Origin of the sequence: Cellulomonas shaoxiangyii, assembly GCF_004798685.1 — a bacterium.
Lineage (GTDB): Bacteria > Actinomycetota > Actinomycetes > Actinomycetales > Cellulomonadaceae > Cellulomonas > Cellulomonas shaoxiangyii.
In genome coordinates, this window is the sequence record NZ_CP039291.1 from 3,719,443 (window position 1) to 3,746,076 (window position 26,634).

Below are 26,634 nucleotides of genomic sequence, written 5' to 3' on the forward strand. Positions count from 1 at the left end.
ACGGTGCGACGCGACGACGCCCCGGACGACGCACGCGCCCGCGCCCGACGCCGACTGCGGTGCATCTACCGCGCTGGTGGCGCGCCGGCCGGGCGGCGACTGCCGGCGGCGAGGACCACGAGGCCCGCCGTGAGCACCCCCAGGCCGACGACGGAGGTCACCGCGAGCCGCTCGTCCAGGAGGGTCAGGCCGAGCACGGTCGCGGTGAGCGGCTCGGCCAGCGTCAGCGTGGCGACCGTCGGCGCCCCGAGGCGCGCGAGCCCGTAGCCGAACAGCACGTAGGCGACCGTCGTCGTCACGAGGCCGAGCCACGCGACCTGAACGAGGCCGGCGGGCGTCGTCAGCGCGCCGGCACCGGCCACGAGCAGCACGGGGACGCTCACCGCGCCCGCGGTGCCGAACAGCACGCCCATGCTGGTCGTCGAGGTCCAGCCGCCGTCGATCAGCGCGGAGCCGGCGAGCGTGTAGACGGCGTACGCGGCGCCGGCCCCGAGCGAGGCGAGCACCCCGACGACGTCGATGCCGCCCGCCGACGCACCGGGGTCGCCGCCCGGCGACCCGAGGCCGAGCACCGCGACGCCCACGGTCGCGAGGCCCGTCGCGACGCCCCACGTGCCCGACGGCCGCTCGCGCCGCACCGCCCACGCGAGCAGGCCCGTGACGACCGGTGCCGACCCCAGCGCGATCACCGTGCCGACGGCCACGCCGTTGCGCGCCGTGCCGAGGAAGAACGCGGGCTGGTACGCGAGCACGCCCGCGGCCCCGAGCGCGACGGCACCGACCCGGGCGGCGGTGGTGCGGGCGGCGGTGGTGCGGGCGGCGGCGGTGCGGGCGGCGGCGGTGCGGGCGGCCGTCGCCGCCACCTCGTCGTCCGGCACCGGCTGTGGCGCCCGGCGCGCGACCACCGCGGCGACCAGCGCGAGCGCCAACCCGCCGACGGCGATGCGCGCCGCGCCGAGGGCCACCGGGTCGGCGTCGGGCCCGAGCGCCTGGGCGGTGCCCGTCGTGCCGAAGCACACGGCGGCGAGGAGGACGGCGAGGACGGCACGCACGGGCGGGATCGTCGCACGCCGGACGGGCTCCGGAACGCACGGGCGCGGGCGGCGCGCGCCGCGGGTCAGGCCGGGTCAGGCCAGGTCAGGCCGGGACGGTGGCCCGCCGGCCCAGCGCCGCGAGCGCGCGCGTCTGCCGGTCGGCGTCCGCGGGGACGTCCAGCGGCGGTGCGCACACGCCCTCGCCGTACAGGTGCTCCCCCATCGCGGCGACCATGCCCTCGAGGACGTCGAGGTCGGCGTCGGTGAACCGGTGCGCGCGCCCGTCGGCGGCGGCGACGTCCCAGCGGTGCGCGACCATGTCGAACCCGTAGAACATGTCGAACGTGGCGCCGAGGGTCGACGGGCCGGTCATGGCCTCGAACGGGCGGTCGACGACGCCGGGCAACGCGAGTGCGCTGCGGACGGCGTCCGCGTGCGCGTGCCAGGCGGCCGCGGGTTCGGCGAGATCGGGGCGCGGGCCGAGGTCGACGTCGTGGCGGGCGAGGTACTCGCGCTGCGTGTCGACGACGTGCGCGACGACGTCGCGGCCGGTCCAGCCCTCGCACGGCGAGGGCGCGTCCCAGGCCGCCGGGCGCGCCGCGTCGAGGACGCCCGCGAAGCCGTCGGAGCGCATCGTGTAGGCGTCGAGGATCGGGTTGTCGGTCATGTGCACGACGCTAGGGCCGGACGAGGAGGTGGGCATTGGACGAACGCGACAGCGTCCGCGCGGCCGACGACGTCGAGCGCGCGCACCTGGTCGACCCGCGGGACACGTCGTTCCGGATCGGCCGCTGGGGCCCGCCGGACGACCTCGCGCCGCTCGTGCGCCGCTACTGGGTGCCCACGTGGTCGGTGCCCGGCGGGCAGGAGGCCGAGCAGCGGGTGCTGCAGTACCCGGTGTGCCTCGTGGTCGTGGCCGACTCCTACGCGCGGTTCTACGGCGTGCAGCCCGGGTTGTCGACGACGACGCTGCGCGGCACCGGCTGGGCGGTCGGCGTCATGCTGCAGCCGGCGGCGGGGGCGCTGCTCGTGGGCGGGTCGGTCGCGCCGTGGACCGGCCGGCACGCGGACGTCGCCGACGCGCTGGCGGCGACGACGCCGCGGCCCGACGTCGACGCGATGGTGGCGGGGGTGCGGGACGTCATGGCCCCGGACCCGGCCGACGAGGCGCGGCAGCGTGCCGCGACGGACCTCGTCGGGACGTTCCTGCGCCGCTACCTGCCGGTGGACGACGAGGGGCGGCTGGTCGACGCCGTGGTCGCCGCGGTCGAGGACGACCCCGGCCTGGTGCGCGTCTCGCAGCTGTGCGAGCGGTTCGCCACGACGGAGCGGACGTTGCAGCGGCTGACCCGGCGGCGGCTCGGGCTCACGCCGAAGTGGCTCGTGCAGCGCCGGCGCCTGCACGAGGCGGCGGGGCGGCTGCGCGCGGGCGGGACGACGCTCGCGGACCTCGCGGCCGAGCTCGGCTACGCCGACGAGTCGCACCTGTCCCGCGACTTCCGGCACGTCACCGGCATGACGCCGGGCGCGTTCGCGGCCCGCTTCACGGGCCGCGGCGCCTGACGCGCGCCCCCTCCGTGACGGGCTCACTGCGGACGTGAAGCGATGTGGACGCCCGGTGTCCGGAACGCTGCACGGGCCGCGCACCGCGGCGCGGGGTCAGGCGCCCGCGGCGCGGGGGCGCCGCTCGGCGGGCGTCGCGGCGGCCGGGCGTGCGCGGCGGCCGCGGGCCAGCTCGGTGGCGAGCGCGTCGAGCGGCTGTGTGAACGGGTCCTGGAACGCGTGCAGCCAGTCCCCGACGACCGCGAGGGCGCGGGGGTCGACGGCGTAGACGCGTCGGCTCCCGTCCGCGCGCACCGTCACGACGCCCGCCTCGCGCAGCACGCGCAGGTGCTGGGACGTCGCGGGCTGGGAGATGCCGAACTCGGCGCCCGCGAGCGCGACGAGGTCACCCGCGGTGCACTCCCCGACGGCGAGCCGCTCGAGCAGACGCCGGCGCACCGGCTCGGCGAGCGCGGCGAGGACGCCGTCGACGGCGGGCGCACGGGCACCCGCCGCCCCGGCGTCGTCCCCGTCCGCCACCGCCGCGTGCCGGCGCGCCGCGCTCAACCCGCCTGCCCGGTGCCGTCGGGTGCGCCCTCCGCCGTGCCATCGGCTGCACTCTCTGCCGTGCCGGCGCCGTCCGCCCCCGGCGCCTCCTGCCCGGTGTAGAACGCGATGGTCCGCGCGCCGGCGCGCTGCGCGGCGTCGGGGTCCTCGCCGTCACCGACCGCGGCGGCGGCCCAGCCGGTCGCGGCGGACGTGACGACCGCCTGCCCCTCCGGCCCGACCGTCCACGCCTCGGCGGCGGCCGGGTCGACCGCCTCGCCCGTCGCGAGGTGCAGCACGAGGCCCCACAGCGCCAGGTCCCAGCCGACGCCGACCGCTCCCGGCCCGAACTGCTCCCAGAACGCGGGGTCGACGTGGGCCTCGTGCAGCAGGCGCAGCTCGGTGCCGCCCTCCGCGGGCGCGAGGTGCACCTCGACCCAGCCGACGTCGCCGCCGTACTCCCAGGTGACGGCGAGCCGGTCGGGCCGGTCGCACGCCTCGACCGTGCCGCCGGCGTTGCCCTCGAGCTGGTAGCGCCCGCCGACGCGCAGGTCGCCGCTGACGGGCATGAACCAGCGCGGCAGACGCTCGGGGCTCGTGACGGCGTCCCAGACGTCGTCGACCTCGGCGCGGTACACGCGGCGCGCCTCGGCGATCTTCGTGGGCCGTCCGTCCCGCTCGCCCGTGCGCACCACGCGCGTGACCAGCCCGACCTGCTCCAGTGCGTCGATCGTCATGACCCGGCCTCTCGTATAAGTGGTGTCTTATACGCTAGCGGGTGACGCGGCCCGCTGTCGAGAGGGGGCAGCGCCCGGCACGTCGCCGTCGTCGGCCGCCCGGGTCGGAGCGTCGCCGGCCCGGGTGCACCGACCTAGGCCCGCTCCTCCGCGAACGACAGCCCGCGCGCCGCGAGCTCCTCGCGCAGGATGCCGACCGCCCTCGGGCCGACCCCGTGCAGCGCGAGCAGGTCGTGGGCGCGCACCGCCGGCAGCTGCTCCCACCGCGTGTACCCCGCGAGCGCGAGGGCGCGGCGCGCCGTGCGGCCGATCGCGGGCGGGTACTGCGTGGGCACGGGCGCGTCGTCGGGCACGGCGTCCTCCGTCGTCGGGTCGTGACGGCCAGTGTGCCGCGCACCGCCGACACCCCGCCGCGCCTTCCCGTTGCCGCAGGTCACGCGCTGCACCAGGCTGTGCGCCGACAGGGCCGGTCCGCCGGCCTGGCACGAGCACGGGAGATCGTCGTGGGACGCAGGACGAAGCGGGTCGGCATCCTCACCGCCGGTGGGGACAGCCCCGGGCTCAACGCGGCGATCCGCGGGTTCGGCAAGACGGCGATCGGGCACTACGGCATGGAGCTCATCGGCTTCCGCGACGGCGTCACGGGCCTCGTCGAGAACCGGTACGTCGAGCTCGACGCGGAGGCGCTGTCCGGCATCCTCACCGTCGGCGGCACGATCCTCGGCACGAGCCGCGACAAGGTGCACCGCTTCCCGGTCGACGGCACCCCGCAGGACATGGTCCCGACCGTCGTCGAGAACTACCGCGAGCTGGGCCTCGACGCGCTCATCATGCTGGGCGGCGGCGGGACGGCGAAGAACGCGAAGCGCCTCGTCGACGCCGGCCTCAACGTGGTGCACCTGCCGAAGACGATCGACAACGACATCGCCGAGACCGACACGACGTTCGGCTTCGCGACCGCCACCGAGATCGCGACGGAGGCGGTGGACCGCGTGCACTCCACGGCGCACAGCCACCACCGGATCATCCTCACCGAGATCATGGGCCACCGGGCCGGCTGGCTGACCCTCGCGGCGGGCATCGCGGGCGGCGCGGACATCATCCTCATCCCCGAGATCCCGTACACGGTGGCGTCCGTCGCGGACACGATCAAGGCCCGCACGGCGCGCGGGTCGTCGTTCTCGGTCGTCGCGGTCGCGGAGGGCGCGCGGGACGCCGACGACACCGCGGACTACGAGGCGGCGCAGCTGCTGGTCAAGGCCGCGAAGACGCCCGAGGCCCAGCGGGCCGCGCGCACGCACCTCGCCAACGTGGAGGACCAGCAGCGCGAGCACACGTTCCGGCTCGCGCGCGAGCTCGAGGCCGCCACGGGCCTGGAGACGCGCGTGACGATCCTCGGCTACGTGCAGCGCGGCGGGACGCCGTGCGCCGCCGACCGCCTGCTCGCGACCCGGCTCGGGGCGGCCGCCGCGGACCACGTCGCACGCGGCGAGTTCGGGGTCATGATCGCGGCGCGCGGCGAGGGCACGGCCGCCGTGCCGCTGGGTGACGTCGCGGGCAAGGTCAAGCTCGTCCCGCCGGACCACGCGTGGATCGCCGCGGCGCGCCAGGTCGGGACTGGGCTGGGCGACTGACACCCCGCAGGACCCGCGCCATTGTCCTTCTCGACGGGCGGCACGACCCCTAGGGTCCCTCCGTGACCGTGGAGCGGACCTTGGCGAAGGTCGACGACGACCTCCGGCGTGGCGACCTCACGATGGCGCGGACGCGGCTGAAGAGCCTCACCCACAGCCTGCCGCACCGGCTGGACGCCCGGGAGCGGCTGGCCGACGTCTACCGGCTCGAGGGCAACACGGTGGAGGCGGGGCGCTGGTCGTACCTCGCCGAGCAGCGCGACCCGGCGGAGGTGGCGGCGTTCGAGCGCGCCTGCGGGCAGAAGCCGGTCCGGATCATGCGGGCGCTGCTCTGGCGTGGCTCCGAGGACGCGGCCGCCACCGAGATCGCGAGGGACCGCCTGCGCGACGTCCGGGCGCGGGCCGAGGCGGACACCGGCAGGCGGCTCGACTGGTCCGACCCCGGGCGCGGTGCGGAGGGGCCGTGGTGGGAGGACGCCGCCGGCCTGATCGGCTGCATGGTCGTCGGCCTCGTGCTCGCGGTGCTGGTGGTGGTGGGCGCGGCCACGGTCGTCGGCTGGATCTTCTAGGCGGCGGCGCACCGGTCGCGCCGTCGGCCGGAGCGGGGGCAGGCTGGAGCCCGTGACCAGCCCTGTTGTCCCGTCCGCACGCGCCTGGGTCGAGCACGCCATCTGGTGGCACGTCTACCCGCTGGGCGCGGTCGGCGCGCCGGTCCGCGAGCCCGACCACGACCCGGAGCCCCACCGCCTGCGCCGGCTGATCCCGTGGCTCGACCACGTCGTCGCGCTCGGCGCCAACGGCGTGCTGCTCGGCCCGGTGTTCGCGTCCTCGACGCACGGGTACGACACGACGGACTACTTCCGCGTCGACCCGCGCCTGGGCACGGAGCAGGACCTGGACGCGCTGCTGGCCGCCGCCCGCGACCGCGGCGTCCGGGTCCTGATGGACGGCGTGTTCCACCACGTCGGCGCCGAGCACCCGCTGGTCGCGCAGGTGCTCGCCGAGGGGCGCGACGGTCCGCGCGCGTCGTGGGTCGCCGTGGACTGGGACGCCCCCGGCGGGCCGCGCACGGCGGACTTCGAGGGCCACCGCGCGCTCGTGAAGCTCAACCACGACGAGCCGGCGGTCGCGGACCTCGTCGTGGACGTCATGACGCACTGGCTCGACCGCGGGATCGACGGCTGGCGGCTCGACGCCGCGTACGCGGTGCCGCCGGCGTTCTGGGCGCGAGTGCTCCCCCACGTGCGCGAGCGCCACCCGGGCGCCTGGGTGGTCGGGGAGGTCATCCACGGCGACTACGCCGCGATCGTGCGCGAGTCCGGCATGGACTCGATCACGCAGTACCCGCTGTGGAAGGCGACGTGGAGCAGCCTGCGCGACCGGAACTTCTACGAGCTGGACTGGGCGCTGCAGCGCCACGCGGAGCTGCTCGACGTGTTCCTCCCCCAGACGTTCGTCGGCAACCACGACGTCACGCGCATCGCCACGCAGGTCGGCGGTGAGGCCGCGGTCCTCGCACTCGTCGTGCTCATGACCGTCGGCGGCGTGCCGTCCGTGTACTACGGCGACGAGGTGGGGGCGACGGGCCTCAAGGAGGACCGCGAGGGCGGGGACGACGTGGTCCGCCCCGCCCTGCCGGACACCCCGCCGGACCCCGCCGCGCCCGGGCAGGAGGTGCTGCACGCGCACCAGGCGCTCATCGCGCTGCGCCGGCGGCACCCGTGGCTCGTCACCGCCCGCACCACGGCCGACGAGCTGACCAACGAGCGCTACCGGTACACGGCGACGTCGGCCGACGGGACCCAGCGGCTGCAGGTGGAGCTCGACGTCACGGGCGCGCCGCGGGCCGTCGTGCGGGACGGGGACCGCGTGCTCTACGCCTGGGGGTGACGGGCGCACGCCCGCCCGGGTACCGCGTGGTGTGGGTGGCGGCCCCTACGGTGGCCGCGTGATCAGGACCGTCGCCGTCGAGGGCTACCGCTCCCTGCGCAGCCTCGTGCTCGAGCCCGGCGCGCTCACCGTCGTCACCGGCGGCAACGGGTCGGGCAAGTCGTCGCTGTACCGGTCGCTGCGCCTGCTGCAGGCGTGCAGCACGGGTGCCTTCGCGGCGACGCTCGCGCAGGAGGGCGGGCTCGCGTCCGCGCTGTGGGCCGGCCGCCGCGTGCGCGAGGGGCGCGGGCCGGGCGCGGGTCCGGTGCGGCTGCGGCTCGGCGTCCAGCACGGGCCGGGTCACGTGCGCGGGCAGATCGCGGACGACGACGTGGCGTTCGGCTACGCCTGCGAGGTCGGCCTGCCGCAGCTCGAGCGGACGTCGCCGTTCGTCCGCGACCCGGAGATCAAGGCGGAGACGGTGTGGGTCGGCCACGCGCCGCGGCCGCGGGACGTCGTCGCCGAGCGGCGTGGGCCGTCCGTGCGGGCGCGCGACGCCGACGACGCCTGGGTGCAGGTGCCCGCGCAGCCCGACCCGACGGAGAGCCTGCTCACCGAGCTCGTCGACCCGCTGCTCGCGCCGCAGGTGCTGCTCGTGCGCGAGAGCCTGCGCGGGTGGCGGTTCTACGACCACGTCCGCACGGACGCCGAGGCCCCTGCGCGCCGCGGGTCGGTGCTCACCCGGACCCCGGTCCTCGCGGCCGACGGGCGGGACCTCGCCGCCGCGGTCGCGACCATCCGGTACCTCGGCGGCGGCGCCGAGCTCGCGGAGGTCGTCGACCGGGCGTTCCCCGGGTCGACCCTCGACGTCGGCGGCACCGACGAGCACGCGACGGTGACCATGACGCAGCCGGGGCTGCTGCGCCCCCTCTCGGCCGCGGAGCTGTCCGACGGCACGCTGCGGTTCGTGCTGTGGGCGGCGGCGCTGCTCACGCCGCGTCCGCCGGCGCTCATGGTGGTCAACGAGCCGGAGACGAGCCTGCACCCGGACCTGCTGCCCGCGCTGGCGCACCTGCTGGCGGCCGCGGCCCGGCGCACGCAGGTCGTCGTCGTCAGCCACGCGCGCCCGCTGGTCGACGCCCTGCTGGCCGACGACAGCACGCCCGCCGACACCAGGCACGTGGCGCTCGAGAAGGACGTCGGCGAGACGGTCGTCGCCGGGCGCGGTGGTCTGCTCGACGTGCCGGCGTGGCACTGGCCGGGGCGGTGAGGCTCAGAGCAGGTCGACGACCAGGGTGACCGCGATGGCGACCATGACGAGCGCGATCACGCTGTCGAGGACCCGCCACGCGCCGGGCCGCGCGAACAGGGGTCGCAGCGCCGCCGCGCCGAAGCCCAGGCCCGTGAACCACACGACGCTCGCCACGGCCGCGCCGAGCGCGAACCACCAGCGGCCGTCGCCGTGGCCGGTGGCGACGGACCCGAGCAGGACGACCGTGTCCAGGTACACGTGCGGGTTCAGCCACGTGAGGGCGAGGGTCGTCGCGACGGCCGCCCCCGTGCTCAGGGCCGCGCCGCCCTCCTCCGCGACGAGCGCGGCCGGACGGGCCGCACGCCGGGCCGCCACGGCCGCGTACCCGAGCAGCACGAGCGCGCCGAGCACCGTGACGACCACCGTCACGGCCCGGCTCGCGGCGATCACCGCGCCCACGCCGGCCGTCCCCACCGCGATGAGGACCACGTCCGACAGCGCGCAGATCGCCACCACCAGCCCCACGTGCTCGCGCCGCAGCCCCTGCCGCAGCACGTGCGCGTTCTGCGCACCGATCGCGACGATCAGCGCGAACCCGAACCCCGCGCCCGCGAGCGCCGCCGTCCATCCCATGCCGCTGAACGTACGCACCCGCACGGCTGTACTCCAGCGAAAGTTCCTCACGCACCGTTAGCGTGGCTTCATGCCCGACTGGGACCTCGGCCAGCTCCGCGCGCTCGCCGCCGCGGCGGACCTCGGCACGCTCGACGCGGCCGCGCGCGCCCTGCACCTCACCCCGTCGGCCGTGAGCCAGCGCATCAAGGCCCTGGAGCAGTCCGTCGGGGCGGTGCTGCTGCGCCGCGAGCGGCCCGTGCGGCCGACCGCCGCCGGTGAGCCGCTCGTCCGGCTGGCGCGTCAGCTCGACGCCCTCACCGCGGACGCGACCCGCCACCTCGCCGAGGCACCCGCGCCGCGGGTCGCCCTCGCGGTCAACGGCGACTCGCTCACCACGTGGCTGCTGCCGGCGCTCGCCCCCCTCGCCGGGCGGGTCGCGATCCAGCTCCTCCGCGAGGACCAGGACCGCTCCGCGGCGCTGCTGCGCGACGGGTCCGTCATGGCCGCCGTCACCGCGGAGGCCACGGCGGTGCAGGGCTGCACGGCCGAGCCGCTGGGCGTCGTGCGCTACCGCCCGTACGCCGCGCCCGCGTTCCGGGACCGCTGGTTCGCCGAGGGGGCCACGGCCGGCGCGCTGACCGTGGCGCCCGTCGTCGTCTTCGACGCCGCCGACCGCCTCCAGGACCGCTGGCTCGAGCGCCGGGGCGCGGACCCGCTCGCGCCGCCGCGGCACCTCGTCCCCGCGTCCGCCGACTTCGCGACCGCGGTCCGGCTCGGCTTCGGCTGGGGCATGCTGCCCGACCAGCAGAGCGACGACGACGTGGCGGCCGGCCGGCTCGTGCTGCTCGACGACGGGCCGGGCGTCGACGTGCCGCTGTTCTGGCAGCAGTGGTCGCTGCGGACGGCCGCGCTCGACGCCGTCGCCGCGCACGTGCGCCGGGGCGCGCGGGCGGCACTCGCACCGCTGCGAGGGTCGCGGGGCTGACGGCTGTCGGCGGCGTCACCGCCTACCGTCGCGGGGGCTCGACCGCCGAGGCGTCACCCGCGGCGCAGCGTGGGGTCGTCCGCCGGGTCGTAGAAGTCGTCGTCGGCGGCGGCGCGGTGGTGCGGCGCGAGGGCGCGCACCCGGCCGGCGCCTCCGACCGCCTCGGCACGGTCGTACCCGGCACGGTCGTCCGGCGCTCCGTCGTCCGGCGCTCCGTCGTCCGGCGCTCCGTCGTCGTCCGGTCCGTCGCCGCCCGCACGGTCGCCCGTGCCACCCCCGACCTCCGCGCCGCCGTCGGGGTCGGCGATGCGGACGGTCAGCGCCACGTCGTCCCCGAGCTCGACCCCCTCGGCGCGGCGCACCCGGGCCTTGACCGGCACGACGTACCCGCCGTCCTTGGGGAACAGCGACGTGGTGAACGTCGTGTCCCCCAGCGTGACGGTCGCCGGGATGCAGCCCCAGCCGTACGTCACCCGCCCCGCGACGGCCCGCAACCGCGCCACCTCGGGCTCCGGCAGCGCGACGAAGTGGAACGGCGTGGGCCCGCGCCACCAGACCACCTCACCGTCGAACTCCAGCTCCACCCGGCGAGCATGGCAGCGCCCACCGACACCGGGAGCACGCGACGCACGTCCCGAGCGCTCCCCGCTCAGTCGCCCGGCGCCCGGCCCACCGGCTCGCGCGGGGCGGGGACGTCCCCGTCGGCGCGCGCGGCGCGCTGGCTCAGCTCCGCCCGCAGGGCGCGGACCTCCTCGGCCAGCTCGGTGACCTGCGTGCGCGTCGCGACCTGCTCCTGCTCGTTCTCGGCCGCCACCCGGTCGACCAGCCACGAGGCGATCGTGGCCGTGACGACACCGACGAGCGCCACGCCGCCGATCATCAGCGCCGCGGCGACGAACCGGCCCGTCGTCGTCACCGGGTACCGGTCCCCGTAGCCGACGGTGGTCATGGTGGTCAGGGCCCACCACAGGCCGTCACCGAGGTGGGTGATCGTCGCGTCCGGCGCGCCCCGCTCGGCGTCGGTGACCGCGAGCGCGCCGGTGAGCACGAGCAGCACCGTGCCGGCCCCGACGTACAGCACGACGCGGCCGCGCAACGACCGCGCACCGACCCGGTGCAGCACCGACAGCAGCGCGGCGAGCCGCAGCAGCCGCAGCGGGCGCAGCACGGGCAGGAGCAGCAGCGCGAGGTCCAGCAGGTGCGCCCGGACGAACCGCGGGCGGTCGTCGGCGAGCACCAGGCGCGTGGCGTAGTCGAGGCCGAGCACGACCCACGTCGCCGTGACGACCCACCCGCAGAGGCGGTCGACGCCCGCCGGCAGGCTGGGCCACGCGATCGGGCCGCCGTACGCGACGAGGAACACCAGCGACACCGCGATCAGCGGCGTCTCCGCGCGGTGCTCCCACCGCTCCACCCGTGACACCCGGCGACCCTACCCACCCGCACGCCGCCCGGCCCGCAAGGCGAGCCGCCCGGGGCCGGTGCGCCGTGAATCGTTTCCGACTGTTCGCCCGGATGGGGTGTATCGGTACATTCGGGCGGGCCGCGGGCGTGCCCACGCCCGCGCACCGCGCCCGGCAACGCCGCCGGGCCTGCTGGAGGGAGCCACCGTGCGACACCCCACCCCGACCCGAGGCAGGCGCGCCCTGCTCGCCGCCGCGGCCGCCGTGCTCGCCCTCGCGGGCCTCACGGCACCCGCGTCCGCGCTGCCCGGCGGTCCCGTCACCGCCGCCGCCACCGCCGGCTGCGGCAGGCCGGCCGCCCTGTCGACCGGCAACCACACGATCACGAGCGGCGGGCAGGCCCGCACGTTCCGCCTCGACGTGCCGGCCGGGTACGACCCGAACCGGCAGTACCGCCTCGTCGTCGGGCTGCACTGGTGGCACGGCACGTCGCAGGACGTCGTCAACCAGGGCTTCTACGGCCTCAAGCCGCTCGCGAACAACAGCACGATCTTCGTCGCGCCCCAGGGCATCGACAACGCGTGGCCCAACACGAACGGCCGCGACCTCACCTTCGTCGACGACGTGCTGCGGGCCGTCGAGTCCGCGTTGTGCGTCGACACGACGCAGCGGTTCGCGACCGGCTTCAGCTACGGCGGCGGCATGAGCAACGCCATCGCGTGCGCGCGCGCCGACGTCTTCCGCGCGGTCGCCGTGCTCAACGGCGCCCAGCTCTCCGGGTGCGCCGGCGGCACGCAGCCCATCGCCTACCTCGGCTCGCACGGCGTCGTCGACGACGTCCTCAACATCTCCCAGGGCCGCGCGCTGCGGGACCGCGTGCTGCGCACCAACGGCTGCCAGGCGCAGCAGGCGCCGGAGCCCGCCGCGGGCAGCGGCACGCACGTGCGGACGGCGTACACGTGCCGCGCCGGCTACCCCGTCGTGTGGATCGCGTCGGACAGCGGCCACCAGTGGGACCCGCGCGACCGCGGCCAGCAGCAGTCGTGGGTGCCGGGTGAGGTCTGGCGGTTCTTCTCGTCGCTGACGTCCACGACGACGCCCACGCCCACGCCCACCGCGACGCCGACCACCAACCCCACGCCGACGGCGAGCCCGACCGCCACGCCCACCGCGACGCCGACGAACAACCCCACGCCGACGCCCACGGCCAACCCCACGACCCCGCCGCCCGCCGGCGCGTGCACGGCGACGTACCGCACCGTGAACTCCTGGCCCGGCGGGTTCCAGGGCGAGGTCACCGTGCGCGCCGGGTCCCCGTCGACCTCCTGGAGCGTGACCTGGCAGCCCGCCGGTGAGCGCGTCGAGCAGGTGTGGAACGGGACGCTGACGACGCAGGGCGGCCTCGTGGTCGTCCGCAGCTCCGCCTGGAACGGCGCCCTGCCCGCGGGCGGCTCCGCGACGTTCGGCCTGCTCGGCAGCGGCACCCCGCCGACGCCGGCGCTGACCTGCACCAGCTCCTGACGTCGGAGCGCACCGGCCGCCGGCGGCGAGTCCGCCGGCGGCCGGTGGTGCGCCAGGCGCCGGAGCGGACCCGCGTCAGCTCCGGCCGAGCTCCGCGCGCGCTGCCGCGGCGATCTGCGGGTACGCCTCGTCGAGGCGCTCGAACAGCGCGAGCGCCGTGCTGATCCCGCAGGCCAGGTGCGTGTCGAGCTGCTCGTCGGTGAGGCCGTGCTCGTAGTCGACCGTGTGCTCGGCGTACACGCCCAGCTGACCGTCCTCGACGCGCACGTAGCCCTTGGGCCAGAGCCGCTCGGCGTTCCAGTCGTTGACCAGGCGCGTCACCGCGTCGAGCTCCGCGATCGGCACCGGACGGTTCCAGCGGCCGCGCACCTGCAGGTACTCGCGGTTCTCGCCGAGGCGCAGGAAGTAGAACAGGTGCCCGTCCCAGTAGCCGCCGATGTCGCCCTCGTCGTCGATGCCGTAGCGCATCTCCCGCTTCTCGAGCGTCGCGGTGATCCGCTCGTGCGTGAGCAGCGGGAGCGCGGGCGCGGTGCCCTCGGACGGCGTGGTGAAGAAGGCCATGGGTCCTCGTCGGTCGGGCGGCAGGGAATGCGGCGCGCCGGGGCGAACCACCTCGACGAGCCTAGACCTGCGTGCAATGTCCCGTCTGTGCCGTGCCCCTCCCGGCTCCCGCCGGCGGCGCGCGCGCGGGACGATGTCGAGAACCGCCGACCGGCTCCGCTCATCGGGTGAGGGCCGCGACGGGCGCGGGCCACGACACCGGAGGCGACCATGCCGAAGTACCTGCTCCTCAAGCACTACCGCGGCGGCCCCGAGCACCACCGCCCCGTGCCGCCGATGGACCAGTGGGCGCCCGAGGACGTCGAGGCGCACATGACGTTCCTGCGGCACGTCGGCGAGATGCTCGAGGAGAGCGGCGAGTACGTCGACGCGCAGGCACTCACGCCCGCGCAGACGTGGGTGCGCTACGGCGGCCCCGGGGCCGCGCCCGTGGTCACGGACGGCCCCCACCCGGAGACGAGCGACCTCGTGGCCGGCTGGTACATGGTCGACGTCGCGTCGTACGAGCGGGCGGTGGAGATCGCCGCGTACGTGTCGTCCGAGCCCGGGCCGGGCGGCACGCCGCTCCACGAGTGGATCGACGTGCGTGAGGTCATGTCCGGGATGCCGACGGAGGACTGACGGCCGTGGCCGACGGGCGGGTGGACGGCGTGCCGGTCGCGCCGCCCGACGACCGGCCGCCGCTGGACGAGGGCGCCCTGCGCGCCCTCGTCCCGCGCGTGCTCGCGGGGCTGGTCCGCCGGGGCGAGGACTTCGACGCCGCCGAGGACGCCCTGCAGGAGGCGCTGCTCGAGGCGCTGCGGGTCTGGCCCGAGCACCCGCCGCGGGACGCGCGCGCGTGGCTGGCCACGGTCGCGACGCGGCGGCTCGTCGACGCTCGCAGGAGCGCGGCGGCACGGACCCGGCGGGAGGACGCGACGTGGGCCGAGCCGCGCCCCGGCGCGGTCGAGGAGGGCGACGACACGCTGCTCCTGCTGTTCTGCTGCTGCCACCCGGACCTCGCGCCGGCGTCGCAGGTCGCGCTGACGCTGCGGGCCGTCGGCGGCCTGACGACACGGGAGATCGCCGACGCGTTCTGGGTGCCGGAGGCGACCATGGCGCAGCGGATCAGCCGCGCCAAGCGCACGCTCCGGGGGCGGCGCCTGGACCGTCCGGGCGACCTGGCCGTCGTCCTGCACGTGCTGTACCTGGTCTACGACGCGGGGCACGCGGGACGCGTCGACCTGGCGGCGGAGGCGATCCGGCTCGCGCGCCAGCTCACGCTCGCGACGGACGAGCCCGAGGCCCGCGGGCTGCTCGCCCTGATGCTGCTGCACCACGCGCGCCTCCCCGCGCGGTTCGACGACGGCCGGCTCGTCCCGCTCGACCGGCAGGACAGGTCGCGGTGGGACACGCGTCAGGTCGCCGAGGGCGTCCGCGTGCTGCAGTCCGCGCTGGCGGCGCAGACGGACGCACGCCCGCCCGGCCGTTACCAGGTGCAGGCGGCCGTCGCGGCGCTGCACGACGACGCGGCGAGCGCCGCGGAGACGGACTGGCCCCAGGTGCTCGCCTGGTACGACGACCTCGTCGCGCTGTCCGCCGACCCGGTCCGCCAGGACCCCGCCGCCGTCCTGGGCCGGGCCGTGGCGGTCGGGCACGTGCTCGGTGGGGCCGCCGGGCTGCGCGAGACGGACCGGCTGGCGGGCGTGCTCGGCGACCGGCACCGGTGGCACGCGACGCGCGGCTACCTGCACGAGCTCGCGGGCGACCTGCCGGCGGCGGCGGAGGCGTACGCGCGGGGCGCCGGGCGCGCGACGAACGCGGCCGAGCGCGACCACCTCGTGCTGGAGGCGGCACGGGCCCGGGCCGGGCGGTCGCGGCCGGTGCGCTGACAGCGGCGTGCACCTGCCCGTGGCGCCGGCACGCCGCCGTGCCGCAGGTCAGCCGCCGGCGTGCGCCCGCGCGCGCCGCCGACGCACCAGCGCCGTCACCCCGTACACGGCGACGACGACCGCCACGAGCCCGGTCGTCGCGGCCAGCTGTGCCCGCGCCGCGGCGTCGGTCGCCATGAGCACGACCACGCCCGCGAGCGCGGCGAGCGTCGCCCACGTCAGCCACGGGTACAGCCACATGCGCAGCTCGAGCGGGCGGCCCGCGGCGCGCGCCTCGGCCTCCAGGCGCGGGCGCAGCCGCAGCTGGGAGACCGCGACGAGCAGCCACACGACCAGCAGCGACGCCCCGACGGCGTTGAGCAGGATGCCGAGCAGGGCGTCCGGGAGCAGCCAGTTGAGCGCGACGGCGACGAGGGCGAGCACGACCGAGACGACCACCGCGACCCACGGCACGTCGCGGCCCGACACGCGCCGCAGCACCGCCGGCCCGTCGCCGCGTCCCGCGAGCGAGAACGCCATGCGCGACGTCGCGTAGACGTTCGCGTTGAACGCCGACAGCAGGGCGAGCACGACCACGACCTCCATCAGGCGCGCCGCGCCCGCCAGCCCAGCCAGGTCGAGCACCGCGACGAACGGCCCCTGCTGCAGCGCGGGCGCGTCCCACGGGAGCACGAGCACCATGAGGGCGACGGAACCGACGTAGAACAGCAGGACCCGCCACACGATGGACCGGGTCGCGCGCGCCACGGCCCGCTGCGGCTCCTCCGCCTCGGCGGCGGCGATCGTGACGATCTCGATGCCGCCGAACGCGAAGACCACCACGAGCAGGCCCGCCGCGATCCCGGCGACGCCCGTGGGCGCGAACCCGTCCTCGAGCAGCACCGACGTGCCGACGGGGTCCGTGCCCGGCAGCAGCCCGAGCACGAGCGCGGTGCCGACGACCAGGAACGCGACGATCGCCACGACCTTGACGGCGGCGAACCAGAACTCCATCTCCCCGAACTGCCGCACGCCCACGAGGTTCACGACCGCGAACAGCGCGACGACCGCCAGCGCGACCGCCCACTGCGGCACGCCCGGCGCCCACCCGGTGACGATCCGCGCCACGCCCGTCACCTCGACGCCGAGCACCATGACGATCGTGAACCAGTAGACCCACCCGAGCGTGAACCCGGCCCACCGGCCCAGCGCCTTCTCCGCGTACACCGAGAACGACCCGCTCGACGGCACCGCGGACGCCATCTCGGCGAGCATCCGCATGACGAGGACGACCAGCGCACCCGCGAGCGCGTACGACACGAGGACCGCCGGCCCGGCGGTCGCGATGCCGACGCCGCTGCCGAGGAACAGCCCCGCACCGATCGCCGACCCGAGGCCCATCATCGTCAGGTGCCGCGTGCGCAGCCCGTGCCGCAGGGGGTCGTCGGTGCCGGTGGCCGGCTGCGGGGCGGGGCCGGCGTCCGCGGGGGCGGACGGGTCGGCGGGGGTGGTCGACGTCATGGCGGTGCCTCGGTGGTGCGGGGGTGCTCGGCCGGGCGGCCGACGGGCCACCGTAGTCGCGCGGCGCCCTCCCGGGTTCACCGGCCTGCGGGGCTCCGGGTGGACGCGCCGTGCACGGTGAGCCGCAGGACGTCGCCGTCGGCCGTGACGCGGACCCGGCCGGGGGCGTCGACGAGGACGTCCGCACCGGCGGCGCGCAGGTCGTCCGGCGCGTGCGTGCCGAGCACGCCGACGACCCGCAGTCCCGCCGCGCGGGCCGACCGGACGCCGTCGGGCGTGTCCTCGAGCGCGACGGCGTCGACCGGGTCGACGCCGACCAGCTCCGCCCCCCGCAGGTACGGCTGCGGGTGCGGCTTGCCGCACTCGACGTCCTCGGCCGTGACGAACACGGCGGGGACGGGCAGGCCGGCGCCGCGCAGCCGGGCGGTCAGGATCTCCCGGCGGCCGGACGTGACGCAGCCCCACGCGCCGTCGGGCAGGCTCCCCAGCAGGTCGGCCGCGCCGGGCAGCGCCCGCACCAGGTGGGCGGTGCCGACCGACGCGCGCAGCGACGCGTCCAGCGCGTGGGCGCGGTCCTCGGGCGCGAAGAACTCCTCCGCCACCTCGGTGGCGCGCCGGGCGAGCGCGGCCGCCGCGACCGTGCCGGCGTCCGCGCCCAGCTCCTGCGCCACCGCGGACCACGCCGCGCGCACCGACTCCGCCGAGTCGACGAGCGTCCCGTCGACGTCCAGCAGCAGCGCACGGCACGTCCACGTCACGAGGGAGCCATCCACCCCCCGATCCCAGCACACCGACGCCCCACGGGCCCGCGCCCACCCCGCTCGCCCCCTCCCCGCCGAGTTCGTCACTCCGGTGCCGAGTTCGGTGGGTACGACCGGCGAGCTCGATGCCGAACCACCGAGCTCGGCGGCGGGTGTGGTGGCGGGACGGGGACGCGGGGTGCCGTCAGGTCACCGGGTCGGTGACCTGGGACGTGACGACGGGCGGGCGCAGCTGCACCGCGGTCGTCACGGCGACGAGCACGACGAGGACCCCCGCGAGCCCGCCGAACCCGAGGAGCGTCAGCACCGGGCCGGCCAGGGCGCCGCCGACGGCTCCCGCCAGGCTCATCAGCGCGTCGGACACGCCCTGCAGCGCGGGCCGCCGCGCGGGCTCGACGGCCGTCACGACGAGCGCGGACCCCGCGACCGTCGACGCCGACCAGCCCAGGCCCAGCAGCACCAGCGCGACGACGACCGCGATGTGCGACTCGGCGCCGACGAGCACGAGCAGCAGCGACGCGAGCAGCAGCGCCTGGCCGACGAGCACCACCTGCCGCCGTCCCCAGCGGTCCGCGAGGTACCCGAACACGGGCGACAGCGCGAACATCCCGGCGACGTGCAGGCTGATCGTCAGGCCGACCGCCGTCATGGTGGCGCCGTGGCCGGTCAGGTGCACGGGCGTCATGCTCATGAGCGCGACCATGACGGCGTGGCTCAGCGCCACCGTGAGCACGGCGCGGCGTGCGGGCGGGCTCTCCCGCAGCACCCGCAGCCCACCGGCACGCGGCGCCGGTGAGGTGTCCGCGGGGGTGCGCGCGGCGTCGTCGGCCGCCGCCGTGAGCAGCGGGTCCGGTCGCAGGCCGACCAGGTAGACCAGCGCGCCGACGGCCTGCGCGACGGCCGCGATGACGAACCCTCCCGCCAGCGGCGGCACGCCCAGCGCCCGGCCCAGGTCCTCCCCCGGCTCGTACAGGTTGGGCCCCACGACCGCGCCGACGGTCGTCGCCCACACGACGAGCGACAGGTCACGGGCCCGCGCGTCCGGCGCGGCCAGGTCGGTGGCGGCGAACCGCGCCTGCAGGTTCAGCGAGGTCGCGGCACCGACCAGCAGGACGCCGAGCAGCAGCGGCAGGAGCGCGCCCGCGACCGCCGCGACGACCACGACGAGGCTGCCGAGCACCGCGACGACCGCGCCCGTGGTCAGCGACACGCGCCGGCCCCGGCGCAGGGCGAGGGTCGCCAACGGCACCGAGAGCAGCGCGGCACCCAGCGTGCCCATGGTCGCCGACATGCCGGACCACGCCGGCGAGCCGGCGACCTCCGCGACGAGCAGCGCCCCCAGGCCGAGCGCGGCGCCCGTGCCGAGCCCGCCGAGCACCTGCCCGGCCGCGAGGACCCGCACGACGCGCCCCTGCAGGCGGCGGCGGTCGGGCGTGGTGGCGGGCTGCGGCACGGGTGCTCCTCGGGGTGGGCCGGGGCTCGCGGCCCGGGTGGGCGGACGCCCGCGACCGCCAGGATGGCAGGCGGGACGGCCCCCGCCGAAGCGTCAGGCGAGGTCCACGTACACGTCGAGCCCGCCGACCTCGGTGAACCCCAGCCGCGCGTACACGCGTGCGGCCGCGTCGGTGTCGGGGTGCAGGTGCGCGAGCCGGGCACCGGCGCCCGCCGCGCGGTGCAGCAACCAGGCCGACACGGCTGCGCCGACGCCCCGCCGGCGTGCCGCGGGCAGCACGGCGACGCCCGCCAGGTACGCGGCCGGCCCCGCGCGGCCGTCCGAGCGCAGCGTGTACGCGGTGGCGACCGGGTCGCCGTCGAGCTGCGCGAGCGCGACGGTCGTGCGCGAGGCGGTCAGGTGCGGGCGGATCCACGGCTCCTCGCCGGCCGGGTCGCCGTCGAAGGCGATGGCGTCGACGTGCAGCACCGCGTCGAGGTCGGCCGGTCCGGCGGCGCGCACGTGCAGGCCCGGGACGTCCGGCGCGGTGGCGAGGTCACCGAGGTGCAGCAGCATGAGGCGCTTCGTGAACAGCCGCCGCCCGTGGGGCCACGGCGCGCCCGCCGGCACGCGCACGCCCCACGGCACGCCCCGTCGCGCGTACCAGCGGCGGACGGCGTCGACGTCGACGCGCGCGGGGTCGGTGACGTCCGCGTTGTTCCACTGCGCGTGCGGCAGGCCGCTGGCCATGAGGCGGACGCCGGGCAGCTCCGCGGCCGCGCCGCCCGTGCCCGCACGCAGCAGCCCGTGCTGCTGCCATGCGTCGGCGTGCGCCGTGCGCGCCAGGTCCGTGCCCGCCAGGCCCGCGCGTGCGGGCTCGGTTCGTGCACCGTCCGTACGTGCGGGATCCGTGCCTGGACCGGTCGATGTCACACCCATCCCCGGCTCCTTCCTCCCCGGCACCCTCGGACCCTGGCCTCCGTGCCAGCGCCTCCGTGCCGCGCGCCTCCGTGCCGGCGCCCCGTGCCCCGTGCCTCCGTGCCCGGCGCCTCCGCCTCGCACGCCCCCGAGCATGCCGACCGCGCGCCGCGCCGTGCCGCTCATTTCCGGCGCCGCACCGTCACGGGCGCGCCCGGTGCGACCCCGCGGCAAAAGTTTCGCTAAAGGGTTCGCGCGATTGATCTGCGCCGGGACCCTCCGGACAGTGGGCACGAGTGCCGTCGGGACCCGTCCCGATCGCGCGGCGGAGCGGAAGTTTCGACCCAACGACGGGCCGCGACCTGCTCCCACCCCGGAGGGAGACACTCGTGACCACACCCCGCCACCCGTCCCGCAGGACGGCGGTCCGCTCGGCGGTCGTCGTCCTGGCGGTGGCCGCCCTGACGACCGCCTCGGTCGTGACCGACGTCGGCACCGCGGCGCCGGCGCAGGCCGCGCCGTTCGCGTCGGCGGTCGAGAACGAGGGCGCCGACTGCGCCGTGCCGACGCTGCCCGACGCCGGCGCCCTGCCCACGAACGCACAGCTGCCCGACCCGTTCCGCCGGCTCGACGGCTCGCGCATCGCGACCAAGGCCGACTGGCGCTGCCAGCGCGAGCTCACGCGCCGGCTCGCCGAGAAGTTCGTCTACGGCGAGAAGCCGGCGAGGCCCGCGAGCGTCACCGGCACGGTGAGCAGCACCAGCATCACCGTGACCACCTCCCACCAGGGCCGCAGCTCGAGCTTCTCGGCGAAGGTCGAGCTGCCCAGCGGCACCGGCCCGTTCCCGGCCGTCGTCGTCTACGGCGGGTTCGGCGCGGACACCGCCGCGATCAAGGCCGCCGGCGCCGCCGTCATCAGCTACGACCCGTACACGGTCGGGCGCGAGGGCACGGGCCGCGCCACCAAGCAGGGCGCGTTCTACACGCTGTACGGCGCGCAGAGCCAGACCGGCCTGCTCATGGCGTGGGCGTGGGGCGTCAGCCGGATCATCGACGTCATCGGCCAGTCCGGCGGGACGGTCCTCAAGGCCGACGCGACCGGCGTCACCGGCTGCTCACGCTTCGGCAAGGGCGCGTTCGTCGCCGGCGCCTTCGACCAGCGCATCGCGCTCACCATGCCGATCGAGTCCGGCAGCGCCGGCGTGCCGATCTTCCGCGGCATCCCCGGCGAGGGCGCCCAGAGCCTGAGCAGCGCGTACGGCGAGCAGCCGTGGCTGGGCGACGCGTTCGGGTCGTTCACGAGCAGCCCGAACCGCCTGCCGATCGACACGCACCAGGTCGTGGGGCTCGTGGCGCCGCGCGGGCTGCTCATCATGGACAACCCGCACATCGCCAACCTCGGCCCGCGCTCGGCGAGCGTCGCCGCGCTCGGCGGCGCGGAGGTCTACAAGGCGCTCGGCGCGGGCCAGAACATCTCCTACTGGTCCGACGTGCAGGACGGCTCGCACTGCGCCAACCGCCCCGAGTGGCGCACGCCCATCCAGCAGCACGTGCAGAAGTACCTCGTCGGCACGGGCACCGCCCCCGGCGCGATCCGGATCTCCAGCCGCGCGCAGGGACGCCTCGCCGACTGGGCGTCGTGGTCGACGCCGACGCTGACGGACGGCCCGGGCACCACCCCAACGCCCACGCCCACGCCCACGGTCTCCCCCACGCCGACCGTGTCGCCCACGCCGACGCCCTCCCCGACGCCGACGGTCTCGCCCACGCCGACCGCCACGCCGACGCCCACGCCCTCCCCGACGCAGCAGCCCGGCGGCGCGTGCTCGGCGAGCGTCTCCGTCAACCAGTGGAACGGCGGGTTCGTCGCCACCGTGCGGGTCACGGCCGGCGCCGCGGCGCTGAGCCGGTGGACCGTCGGCGTCACGCTGCCGGCGGGCGCGGCGGTCACCAACGCGTGGAACGCGTCGGTGAACGGCACGCGGTTCTCGAACGCCGCCTGGAACGGGTCGGTGAGCGCGGGCGGGAGCACCGAGTTCGGGTTCCAGGGCACGGGCAGCGCGAGCGGCCTGACGGCGACCTGCTCGGGCTGACCGGCGCCCGCCGCACCGCCGAGATCGCCGGTCCGACGCCGAGGTCGCCGCTCGCAGGAGGCGACCTCGGTGCGGAACCGGCGATCTCGGCGGGAGGGCGGGAGGGCGGGGCGGGAGGGCGAGGCGGGAGGGCGAGGCGGGAGGGCGGTGGTGGGCGCGTGGGCGTGCCGGGCGCCGCACGGCGCGCCACAGTGGGACATGACGGGCGTTCCGGACGCCCGCGACCGATCGGGGGACGACGTGCGACACGGAGGACTCACCGCGGCGGCGGTGCTCGCGCTGGCGCTCTGCGCGGGCTGCGCCGACACCCCGGCCCCCGGCAGCGGCGGTCTGGAGACGTCCGCGGCCCCCACGCCCGACGACACGGCGTCGCCCACGGCGCAGGGCTCGGCGTCGCCGGGCCGCTCGGCGATCCCGAACGCGGCCGAGACCTCCTTCCCCGGTGCGCCGCAGGACGTGGAGTCGGAGGAGATCGCGGTGGCGCCCGATGACGACCCGCGCCGGTTCCGGCTCGTCACGTGGGGCAGCTCGACCTGCCCGACCCTGCCCGACGAGGTCGAGTGGGACGAGTCGGCCCAGGTCGTCCGCGTGACGCTCACGGACGCCACCGCCTACGGGGACGCCCCGTGCACGGCGGACATCGCACCCACGACGAGCGTCGTGGCCCTGCCGGACGGGGCCCCCGACGCGCCGGGGCTCGTGGTCGAGGTCGCCGGCGCGCGGCTCACGATCGACTGACGGCGGCGTCAGGCGCCCGCGGGCACGTCCACCGCCGCGAGCGGCACGTCCAGCCCCACCACGCCCAGCTCGACCCGCCGGATGCCGTCGCTCGGCACCGCGACCGACGCCCCCAGCCCGGCGGCCGTCCGGTCCCCCGTGCTCGTCCACGTGCCGACCACGGAGCGCCCGCCGTCCTCGTCGACGACGACGAGCTCGTACACGCCCTCCGCGAGCTCCGCCGCCGTGTACTCGCACCACCAGTCCAGCCGCGTGCCCCAGCCGGCGGCCGTGAGCGTCAGGTCGGCGGTCACACCGGACCCGCCGACGGGCGTCAGCGTCACGGTCCGCGCCTCGCCCGCGAGGACGGGCGGCGCGGCCTGCTCACCACCCACGACCGCGGCGCCGCCGAGACCGCCCGCGACGACGAGCCCCGCCGCGGCGACGCCCAGCAGGGTGCGCACGCGGGTGCGCCGCCGCCGCGCGCGGCCCGCGAGCGCCGCCAGCGGCACGACCGGCGCGAGGCCGTCGTCGCCGGCGGCGTCCGCCGGCCCGGGAACAGCCGGCGCGGCCGGTGCCGCGGCCGTCGCGACGTCCCGCGGGACCGTGCCGAGCAGCCCGGGCATGCCGGCCAGCTCGGCCACGGCCTCCCGGCACGGGGCGCACACGGCGAGGTGCTGCTCGTAGTCGCGGCGCTCGTCGGGGGCGAGCGCGCCGAGCACGTAGGCGGCGTCCCACTCGCGGTACGGGTCGGTGCCCGGGTTCATGAGGACACTCCCTTCTCCTGGAGCGCGAGCCGCAGCGCGCGCAGCGCGTAGTGCAGGCGGGACTTCACGGTGCCCTGCGGCACGCCGTGCTCGTCCGCGAGCTCGGCGACCGAGCGGCCGCCGTAGTAGGCGCCGACGACGACGGCGCGGTGCTCGGGCGTCAGGCCCTCGAGCGCGTCGGCGACGAGCCACGCGTCGAGGACGCGCTGCGTGCCGTCCGGCGTCGGCGCGTCGGGGACGCGGTCGGTGGCGAGCTCGCGGCGGCGGTGGGCGCTGCGCACGTCGTCGACGACGAGGTTGCGCGCGACCGTGAACAGCCACGCCCGCACCGAGTTCTCCGTGCGCGTGAGCACCTCCGGGTGCCGCCACGCGCGCAGCAGGGTCTCCTGCACGACGTCCTGGGCGCGCGCGTCGTCGGTCATGCGCGCGACGTACCGGTGCAGCTCGGTCGCGTGCGCGGCGTGCACGGCACGCAGCAGCTCGTCGGCGTCGGCGGTCATCGCTCCTCCCGTCACCCCGCGGCCGGGGCGAGGGCGAGGTCGAACTCGACCGTGCCGGTGTCCTCGACCTTGACGAAGCCGAGGTCGGGCGGGGTGATGCCGAAGTCCTCGAACGTGACGGGCACCGACCCCACCACCTGCACGGTGTCCCCCGCGGACGCGATCTGCGCGTCGACCGTCACGGGGCGCGTGACGTCCCGGACCGTCAGGTCGCCGACGAGCCGCGCGTCGGTCGCACCCGCGGTCAGCTCGGCCGGCTCCGTCAGCACGAACGTCGCCGTCGGGTAGGTCGCGACGTCGATCGCGGTGCCGCGGAAGTAGTCGTCGCGGCGCTGCTGGTCGGTGGCGATGCTCGCCAGGTCGACCTCGACCGTCGCCTCGGTGAGCGCACCGCCGTCGACCGTGACCCCGCCCGTGACCTGCTCCGTGCGGCCCGTGACGGTGACGTCCTCACCGCCCAGCACCTCCTCGAGCCGGTAGCCGGCGAAGGAGCCGTCGCCGACCGTCCACGTGCCGTCGAGCGTGGCCGGGTCGGGCAGGCCGCCGTCGGCCGCGGCCGCGTCGAGGGTCGGCGCCGCCTCGGCCACGACCGTGCTCTCGTAGATCCGCGGACCCACGACCGCACCCACGCCGGCCAGCACCCCCACCGCGACCCCCGCGCCCGTGAGCACCTTCGTCCGTCGCTGCATGGTCCCGCCTCCTGCTGCCGTCGTGGGTACTCGTACAGGAGACGAGACGGCGGGCCCGGAGGTTCACCGGGGTGCGGGGCGGCACGCTCTCGCGGGCGTCGACCGACCGGGCCGCGCGCGTACGCCGAGCACGGTCGTCGCCGGGCCCGCGGGGTGTCGGTCAACCGGCCGGCGCGCGCAGGCGGGCGCCCCGGTAGAGCAGCGACGGCAGGACGTACCCGCGCACCAGCACGCGGTCGAACGCGACGCCGGGCACGTCCGCGACGGCACGTCGAACCCCGTCGAACGGCGCCGCGCCGACGTCGTACAGGTACGCGCTCCCGCCGGGGCGCAGGACGCGCAGCACCTCGTGCACCGACCCGGCCAGCGGCTGCCAGTGGTGAAAGCTCATGGTGGACGTCACGACGTCGAAGGACGCGTCGGCGAACGGCAGCGCGGCGGCGTCCCCCCTGATCACGCGCGTGCGGTCCGCGAGCCCGGCGTCCGCCAGGAGGCGCGCCGCGTGGTCGACCATCTGCGGGGTCACGTCGACGCCCTCGACCCGCAGGTCGGGGCGGCGGCGCGCGAGCAGGCGCACGAGCCGCCCGGGGCCGCAGCCGACGTCGAGCGCTGCACCGCCGCGCGGCGCGGCCGCGGACGCGTGCCGCGCCGCACGGTGGTGCAGCGCGGTGAAGAACACGCCCGTCGACCGCTGGTAGCCGTCGGGCGACGTGTAGTCAGGCATCGGGCCCCCTCGGACGCGCCCAGGCTAGTCACCTCCGCGTCCGTGCGCGCGGGCCGTCCCCAGCCCCGGCGCCGTGCCGGGTGCGCGGTGTCGACACGGGACCCGCGCCGCCGGGAAGGTGGTCCCCATGACGCACGACGCGACCCCCCCGCCCGTCGTGCACGTGCTCCGCACCCCGCACCAGGACGTCGGCGCGGCGGGACTGGCCCTGCTGTCCCCCGGTGAGCGCGCGCGCGCCGACGCGTACCGCCGCGACGACGACCGCCGCCGCTCGCGCACGGCTGCGCTCCTGCTGCGGTGCGCGACCGCCGCGCTGACGGGCACACCCCCGGCGGCCGTGCCGGTCCACCGCCGCTGCGCCACGTGCGGGGACGGCGACCACGGGCGGCCGGGTCTGCCCGGCACGGGGTGGCACGCGTCGGTGAGCCACGCCGGCGCGTGGTGCGTCGTCGCGCTGACCCGGTCGGGGCCCGTGGGCGTCGACGTGGAGGTGCTGGTCCCGCTCGACGTGGCCGAGGTCGCACCGGGCGTGCTCGGACCGGGCGAGGTGGCCGCCGGCGCGGCGGCGCTGCTGCGGCTGTGGACGCGCAAGGAGGCGGTGGTCAAGGCCACCGGGCAGGGGCTGCGCACCCCGCTCGGCGAGGTGCTCGTGGGGCCGGCGGACGCACCGGCGGTGCTGCTGGCCTGCCCCGGCGTCCCCCCCGGCACCGGGGTGCTCCGGGACGTCGACGCGCCGCCGGGGCACCTGGCCGCGGTGTGCGTGCTGACCGCCGCCCGCCCGCCCGGGGCACGGCCGTCCCGCCTGGTCGTGCGGGGCGCCGCCGTGGCCGCGCCCGCCGACGCGGCGCACGTCCTGCCCGGGCCCGCCGGGGCGCCGACCGGTGCGGCGCCGTCTCCACCGGACGGTGGAGGGCGGTCCCCCCGGCACGCATGAGCATGGACGCCGACCGCCGGCGCGGGTGC

At 77.1% G+C, this 26,634-nt stretch carries 29 protein-coding genes; 12 read left to right on the plus strand and 17 right to left on the minus strand.

The features are described from left to right. Positions 1 to 65: 65 nt before the first annotated feature. The gene (locus E5225_RS16640) at positions 66 to 1,052 is read right to left on the minus strand and encodes a DMT family transporter (protein ID WP_136225521.1); all 987 of its coding nucleotides are present in this window, start codon (positions 1,050 to 1,052) and stop codon (positions 66 to 68) included. Positions 1,053 to 1,137: 85 nt separating this feature from the next. Further along, the gene (locus E5225_RS16645; RefSeq protein WP_135975640.1) at positions 1,138 to 1,701 is read right to left on the minus strand and encodes a TIGR03086 family metal-binding protein; all 564 of its coding nucleotides are present in this window, start codon (positions 1,699 to 1,701) and stop codon (positions 1,138 to 1,140) included. Positions 1,702 to 1,736: 35 nt separating this feature from the next. On the opposite strand from E5225_RS16645, the gene E5225_RS16650 reads away from it, so the two are divergent. Beyond that, a complete protein-coding gene (locus tag E5225_RS16650) occupies positions 1,737 to 2,597 on the plus strand; it encodes a helix-turn-helix domain-containing protein (protein WP_135975642.1) in 861 nt (286 codons plus the stop codon). 96 nt (positions 2,598 to 2,693) lie between these two features. Here the strand turns inward: E5225_RS16650 and E5225_RS16655 are convergent, their stop codons facing one another. The 3 genes from E5225_RS16655 to E5225_RS16665 form a co-directional block, all read right to left on the minus strand. Continuing rightward, positions 2,694 to 3,143: an ArsR/SmtB family transcription factor gene (locus tag E5225_RS16655; RefSeq protein WP_244243673.1), complete on the minus strand. Its 450-nt coding sequence runs from the start codon at positions 3,141 to 3,143 to the stop codon at positions 2,694 to 2,696. Continuing rightward, positions 3,140 to 3,859 carry an SRPBCC family protein gene (locus tag E5225_RS16660; RefSeq protein WP_135974308.1) on the minus strand — a complete coding sequence of 240 codons (720 nt, stop codon included), beginning with the start codon at positions 3,857 to 3,859 and terminating at the stop codon, positions 3,140 to 3,142. The genes E5225_RS16655 and E5225_RS16660 overlap by 4 nt, the downstream gene beginning before the upstream one ends. A gap of 134 nt (positions 3,860 to 3,993) precedes the next feature. Beyond that, complete coding sequence (locus E5225_RS16665; protein WP_135974309.1) at positions 3,994 to 4,212, minus strand: helix-hairpin-helix domain-containing protein; 219 nt, start codon at positions 4,210 to 4,212, stop codon at positions 3,994 to 3,996. A 150-nt stretch (positions 4,213 to 4,362) separates the two neighbouring features. Between E5225_RS16665 and E5225_RS16670 the strand changes: the two genes are divergently transcribed. The 4 genes from E5225_RS16670 (at position 4,363) to E5225_RS16685 (ending at position 8,632) form a co-directional block, all read left to right on the plus strand. Further along, positions 4,363 to 5,493 (plus strand): 6-phosphofructokinase, encoded by a 1,131-nt coding sequence (locus tag E5225_RS16670; protein WP_135974310.1) that lies wholly within the window; start codon positions 4,363 to 4,365, stop codon positions 5,491 to 5,493. A gap of 62 nt (positions 5,494 to 5,555) precedes the next feature. Next, positions 5,556 to 6,062 carry a DUF6584 family protein gene (locus tag E5225_RS16675; protein ID WP_135974311.1) on the plus strand — a complete coding sequence of 169 codons (507 nt, stop codon included), beginning with the start codon at positions 5,556 to 5,558 and terminating at the stop codon, positions 6,060 to 6,062. A 52-nt stretch (positions 6,063 to 6,114) separates the two neighbouring features. Beyond that, positions 6,115 to 7,383, plus strand: a complete 1,269-nt coding sequence (locus E5225_RS16680; RefSeq protein ID WP_135974312.1) for an alpha-amylase family protein — start codon at positions 6,115 to 6,117, stop codon at positions 7,381 to 7,383. Between the two features lie 58 nt (positions 7,384 to 7,441). Beyond that, entirely contained in the window at positions 7,442 to 8,632 is a 1,191-nt protein-coding gene (locus E5225_RS16685) for an AAA family ATPase (protein ID WP_135974313.1), read from the plus strand. Positions 8,633 to 8,635: 3 nt separating this feature from the next. Here E5225_RS16685 and E5225_RS16690 read toward each other — a convergent pair whose 3' ends face one another. After that, positions 8,636 to 9,247: a LysE/ArgO family amino acid transporter gene (locus tag E5225_RS16690; RefSeq protein WP_135974314.1), complete on the minus strand. Its 612-nt coding sequence runs from the start codon at positions 9,245 to 9,247 to the stop codon at positions 8,636 to 8,638. A 70-nt stretch (positions 9,248 to 9,317) separates the two neighbouring features. Between E5225_RS16690 and E5225_RS16695 the strand changes: the two genes are divergently transcribed. Further along, positions 9,318 to 10,214: an ArgP/LysG family DNA-binding transcriptional regulator gene (locus E5225_RS16695; RefSeq protein WP_135974315.1), complete on the plus strand. Its 897-nt coding sequence runs from the start codon at positions 9,318 to 9,320 to the stop codon at positions 10,212 to 10,214. 53 nt (positions 10,215 to 10,267) lie between these two features. On the opposite strand, the gene E5225_RS18230 is transcribed toward E5225_RS16695, so the two are convergent. After that, on the minus strand, positions 10,268 to 10,798 hold the full coding sequence (locus E5225_RS18230; protein ID WP_166436009.1) for a DUF1905 domain-containing protein: 531 nt from the start codon (positions 10,796 to 10,798) through the stop codon (positions 10,268 to 10,270). Positions 10,799 to 10,863: 65 nt separating this feature from the next. Beyond that, the gene (locus E5225_RS16705) at positions 10,864 to 11,637 is read right to left on the minus strand and encodes a potassium channel family protein (protein ID WP_135974316.1); all 774 of its coding nucleotides are present in this window, start codon (positions 11,635 to 11,637) and stop codon (positions 10,864 to 10,866) included. A gap of 187 nt (positions 11,638 to 11,824) precedes the next feature. Here E5225_RS16705 and E5225_RS16710 point away from each other — a divergent pair, with 187 nt between their 5' ends. Next, a complete protein-coding gene (locus tag E5225_RS16710) occupies positions 11,825 to 13,138 on the plus strand; it encodes a CE1 family esterase (protein WP_135974317.1) in 1,314 nt (437 codons plus the stop codon). 75 nt (positions 13,139 to 13,213) lie between these two features. Here the strand turns inward: E5225_RS16710 and E5225_RS16715 are convergent, their stop codons facing one another. Next, positions 13,214 to 13,699, minus strand: a complete 486-nt coding sequence (locus E5225_RS16715) for a type III secretion system chaperone family protein (RefSeq protein WP_135974318.1) — start codon at positions 13,697 to 13,699, stop codon at positions 13,214 to 13,216. 210 nt (positions 13,700 to 13,909) lie between these two features. Between E5225_RS16715 and E5225_RS16720 the strand changes: the two genes are divergently transcribed. Further along, a complete protein-coding gene (locus E5225_RS16720; protein ID WP_135974319.1) occupies positions 13,910 to 14,320 on the plus strand; it encodes a YciI family protein in 411 nt (136 codons plus the stop codon). A 5-nt stretch (positions 14,321 to 14,325) separates the two neighbouring features. Then, positions 14,326 to 15,570: an RNA polymerase sigma factor gene (locus E5225_RS16725; protein ID WP_243738335.1), complete on the plus strand. Its 1,245-nt coding sequence runs from the start codon at positions 14,326 to 14,328 to the stop codon at positions 15,568 to 15,570. Positions 15,571 to 15,618: 48 nt separating this feature from the next. Here E5225_RS16725 and E5225_RS16730 read toward each other — a convergent pair whose 3' ends face one another. From E5225_RS16730 to E5225_RS16745, 4 genes are all read right to left on the minus strand, one after another. Next, the gene (locus E5225_RS16730) at positions 15,619 to 17,070 is read right to left on the minus strand and encodes an amino acid permease (RefSeq protein ID WP_135974320.1); all 1,452 of its coding nucleotides are present in this window, start codon (positions 17,068 to 17,070) and stop codon (positions 15,619 to 15,621) included. Between the two features lie 77 nt (positions 17,071 to 17,147). Continuing rightward, complete coding sequence (locus E5225_RS16735; protein WP_166436010.1) at positions 17,148 to 17,843, minus strand: HAD-IA family hydrolase; 696 nt, start codon at positions 17,841 to 17,843, stop codon at positions 17,148 to 17,150. Between the two features lie 172 nt (positions 17,844 to 18,015). Continuing rightward, the gene (locus tag E5225_RS16740) at positions 18,016 to 19,284 is read right to left on the minus strand and encodes an MFS transporter (RefSeq protein ID WP_135974322.1); all 1,269 of its coding nucleotides are present in this window, start codon (positions 19,282 to 19,284) and stop codon (positions 18,016 to 18,018) included. 93 nt (positions 19,285 to 19,377) lie between these two features. After that, positions 19,378 to 20,202, minus strand: a complete 825-nt coding sequence (locus E5225_RS16745) for a GNAT family N-acetyltransferase (RefSeq protein WP_166436011.1) — start codon at positions 20,200 to 20,202, stop codon at positions 19,378 to 19,380. Between the two features lie 368 nt (positions 20,203 to 20,570). On the opposite strand from E5225_RS16745, the gene E5225_RS18060 reads away from it, so the two are divergent. Together E5225_RS18060 and E5225_RS16755 are read left to right on the plus strand one after the other, a co-directional pair. Next, positions 20,571 to 22,274 carry a glucuronyl esterase domain-containing protein gene (locus E5225_RS18060; protein WP_166436012.1) on the plus strand — a complete coding sequence of 568 codons (1,704 nt, stop codon included), beginning with the start codon at positions 20,571 to 20,573 and terminating at the stop codon, positions 22,272 to 22,274. A 240-nt stretch (positions 22,275 to 22,514) separates the two neighbouring features. Further along, on the plus strand, positions 22,515 to 23,012 hold the full coding sequence (locus E5225_RS16755; protein ID WP_135974324.1) for a hypothetical protein: 498 nt from the start codon (positions 22,515 to 22,517) through the stop codon (positions 23,010 to 23,012). Between the two features lie 8 nt (positions 23,013 to 23,020). Here the strand turns inward: E5225_RS16755 and E5225_RS16760 are convergent, their stop codons facing one another. From E5225_RS16760 to E5225_RS16775, 4 genes are all read right to left on the minus strand, one after another. Next, positions 23,021 to 23,758: an anti-sigma factor family protein gene (locus E5225_RS16760; RefSeq protein WP_136225523.1), complete on the minus strand. Its 738-nt coding sequence runs from the start codon at positions 23,756 to 23,758 to the stop codon at positions 23,021 to 23,023. Then, a complete protein-coding gene (locus tag E5225_RS16765) occupies positions 23,755 to 24,258 on the minus strand; it encodes a sigma-70 family RNA polymerase sigma factor (protein WP_135974986.1) in 504 nt (167 codons plus the stop codon). Before E5225_RS16765 ends, E5225_RS16760 begins: the two co-directional genes overlap by 4 nt. An 11-nt stretch (positions 24,259 to 24,269) precedes the next feature. Then, complete coding sequence (locus tag E5225_RS16770; protein ID WP_135974988.1) at positions 24,270 to 24,947, minus strand: YceI family protein; 678 nt, start codon at positions 24,945 to 24,947, stop codon at positions 24,270 to 24,272. Between the two features lie 160 nt (positions 24,948 to 25,107). Then, entirely contained in the window at positions 25,108 to 25,671 is a 564-nt protein-coding gene (locus tag E5225_RS16775) for a class I SAM-dependent methyltransferase (protein ID WP_135974990.1), read from the minus strand. Positions 25,672 to 25,798: 127 nt separating this feature from the next. Here E5225_RS16775 and E5225_RS18065 point away from each other — a divergent pair, with 127 nt between their 5' ends. Next, positions 25,799 to 26,605, plus strand: coding sequence for a 4'-phosphopantetheinyl transferase family protein (locus tag E5225_RS18065; RefSeq protein WP_135974992.1), 807 nt, complete (start codon positions 25,799 to 25,801; stop codon positions 26,603 to 26,605). The last annotated feature ends 29 nt before the right edge of the window (positions 26,606 to 26,634 follow it).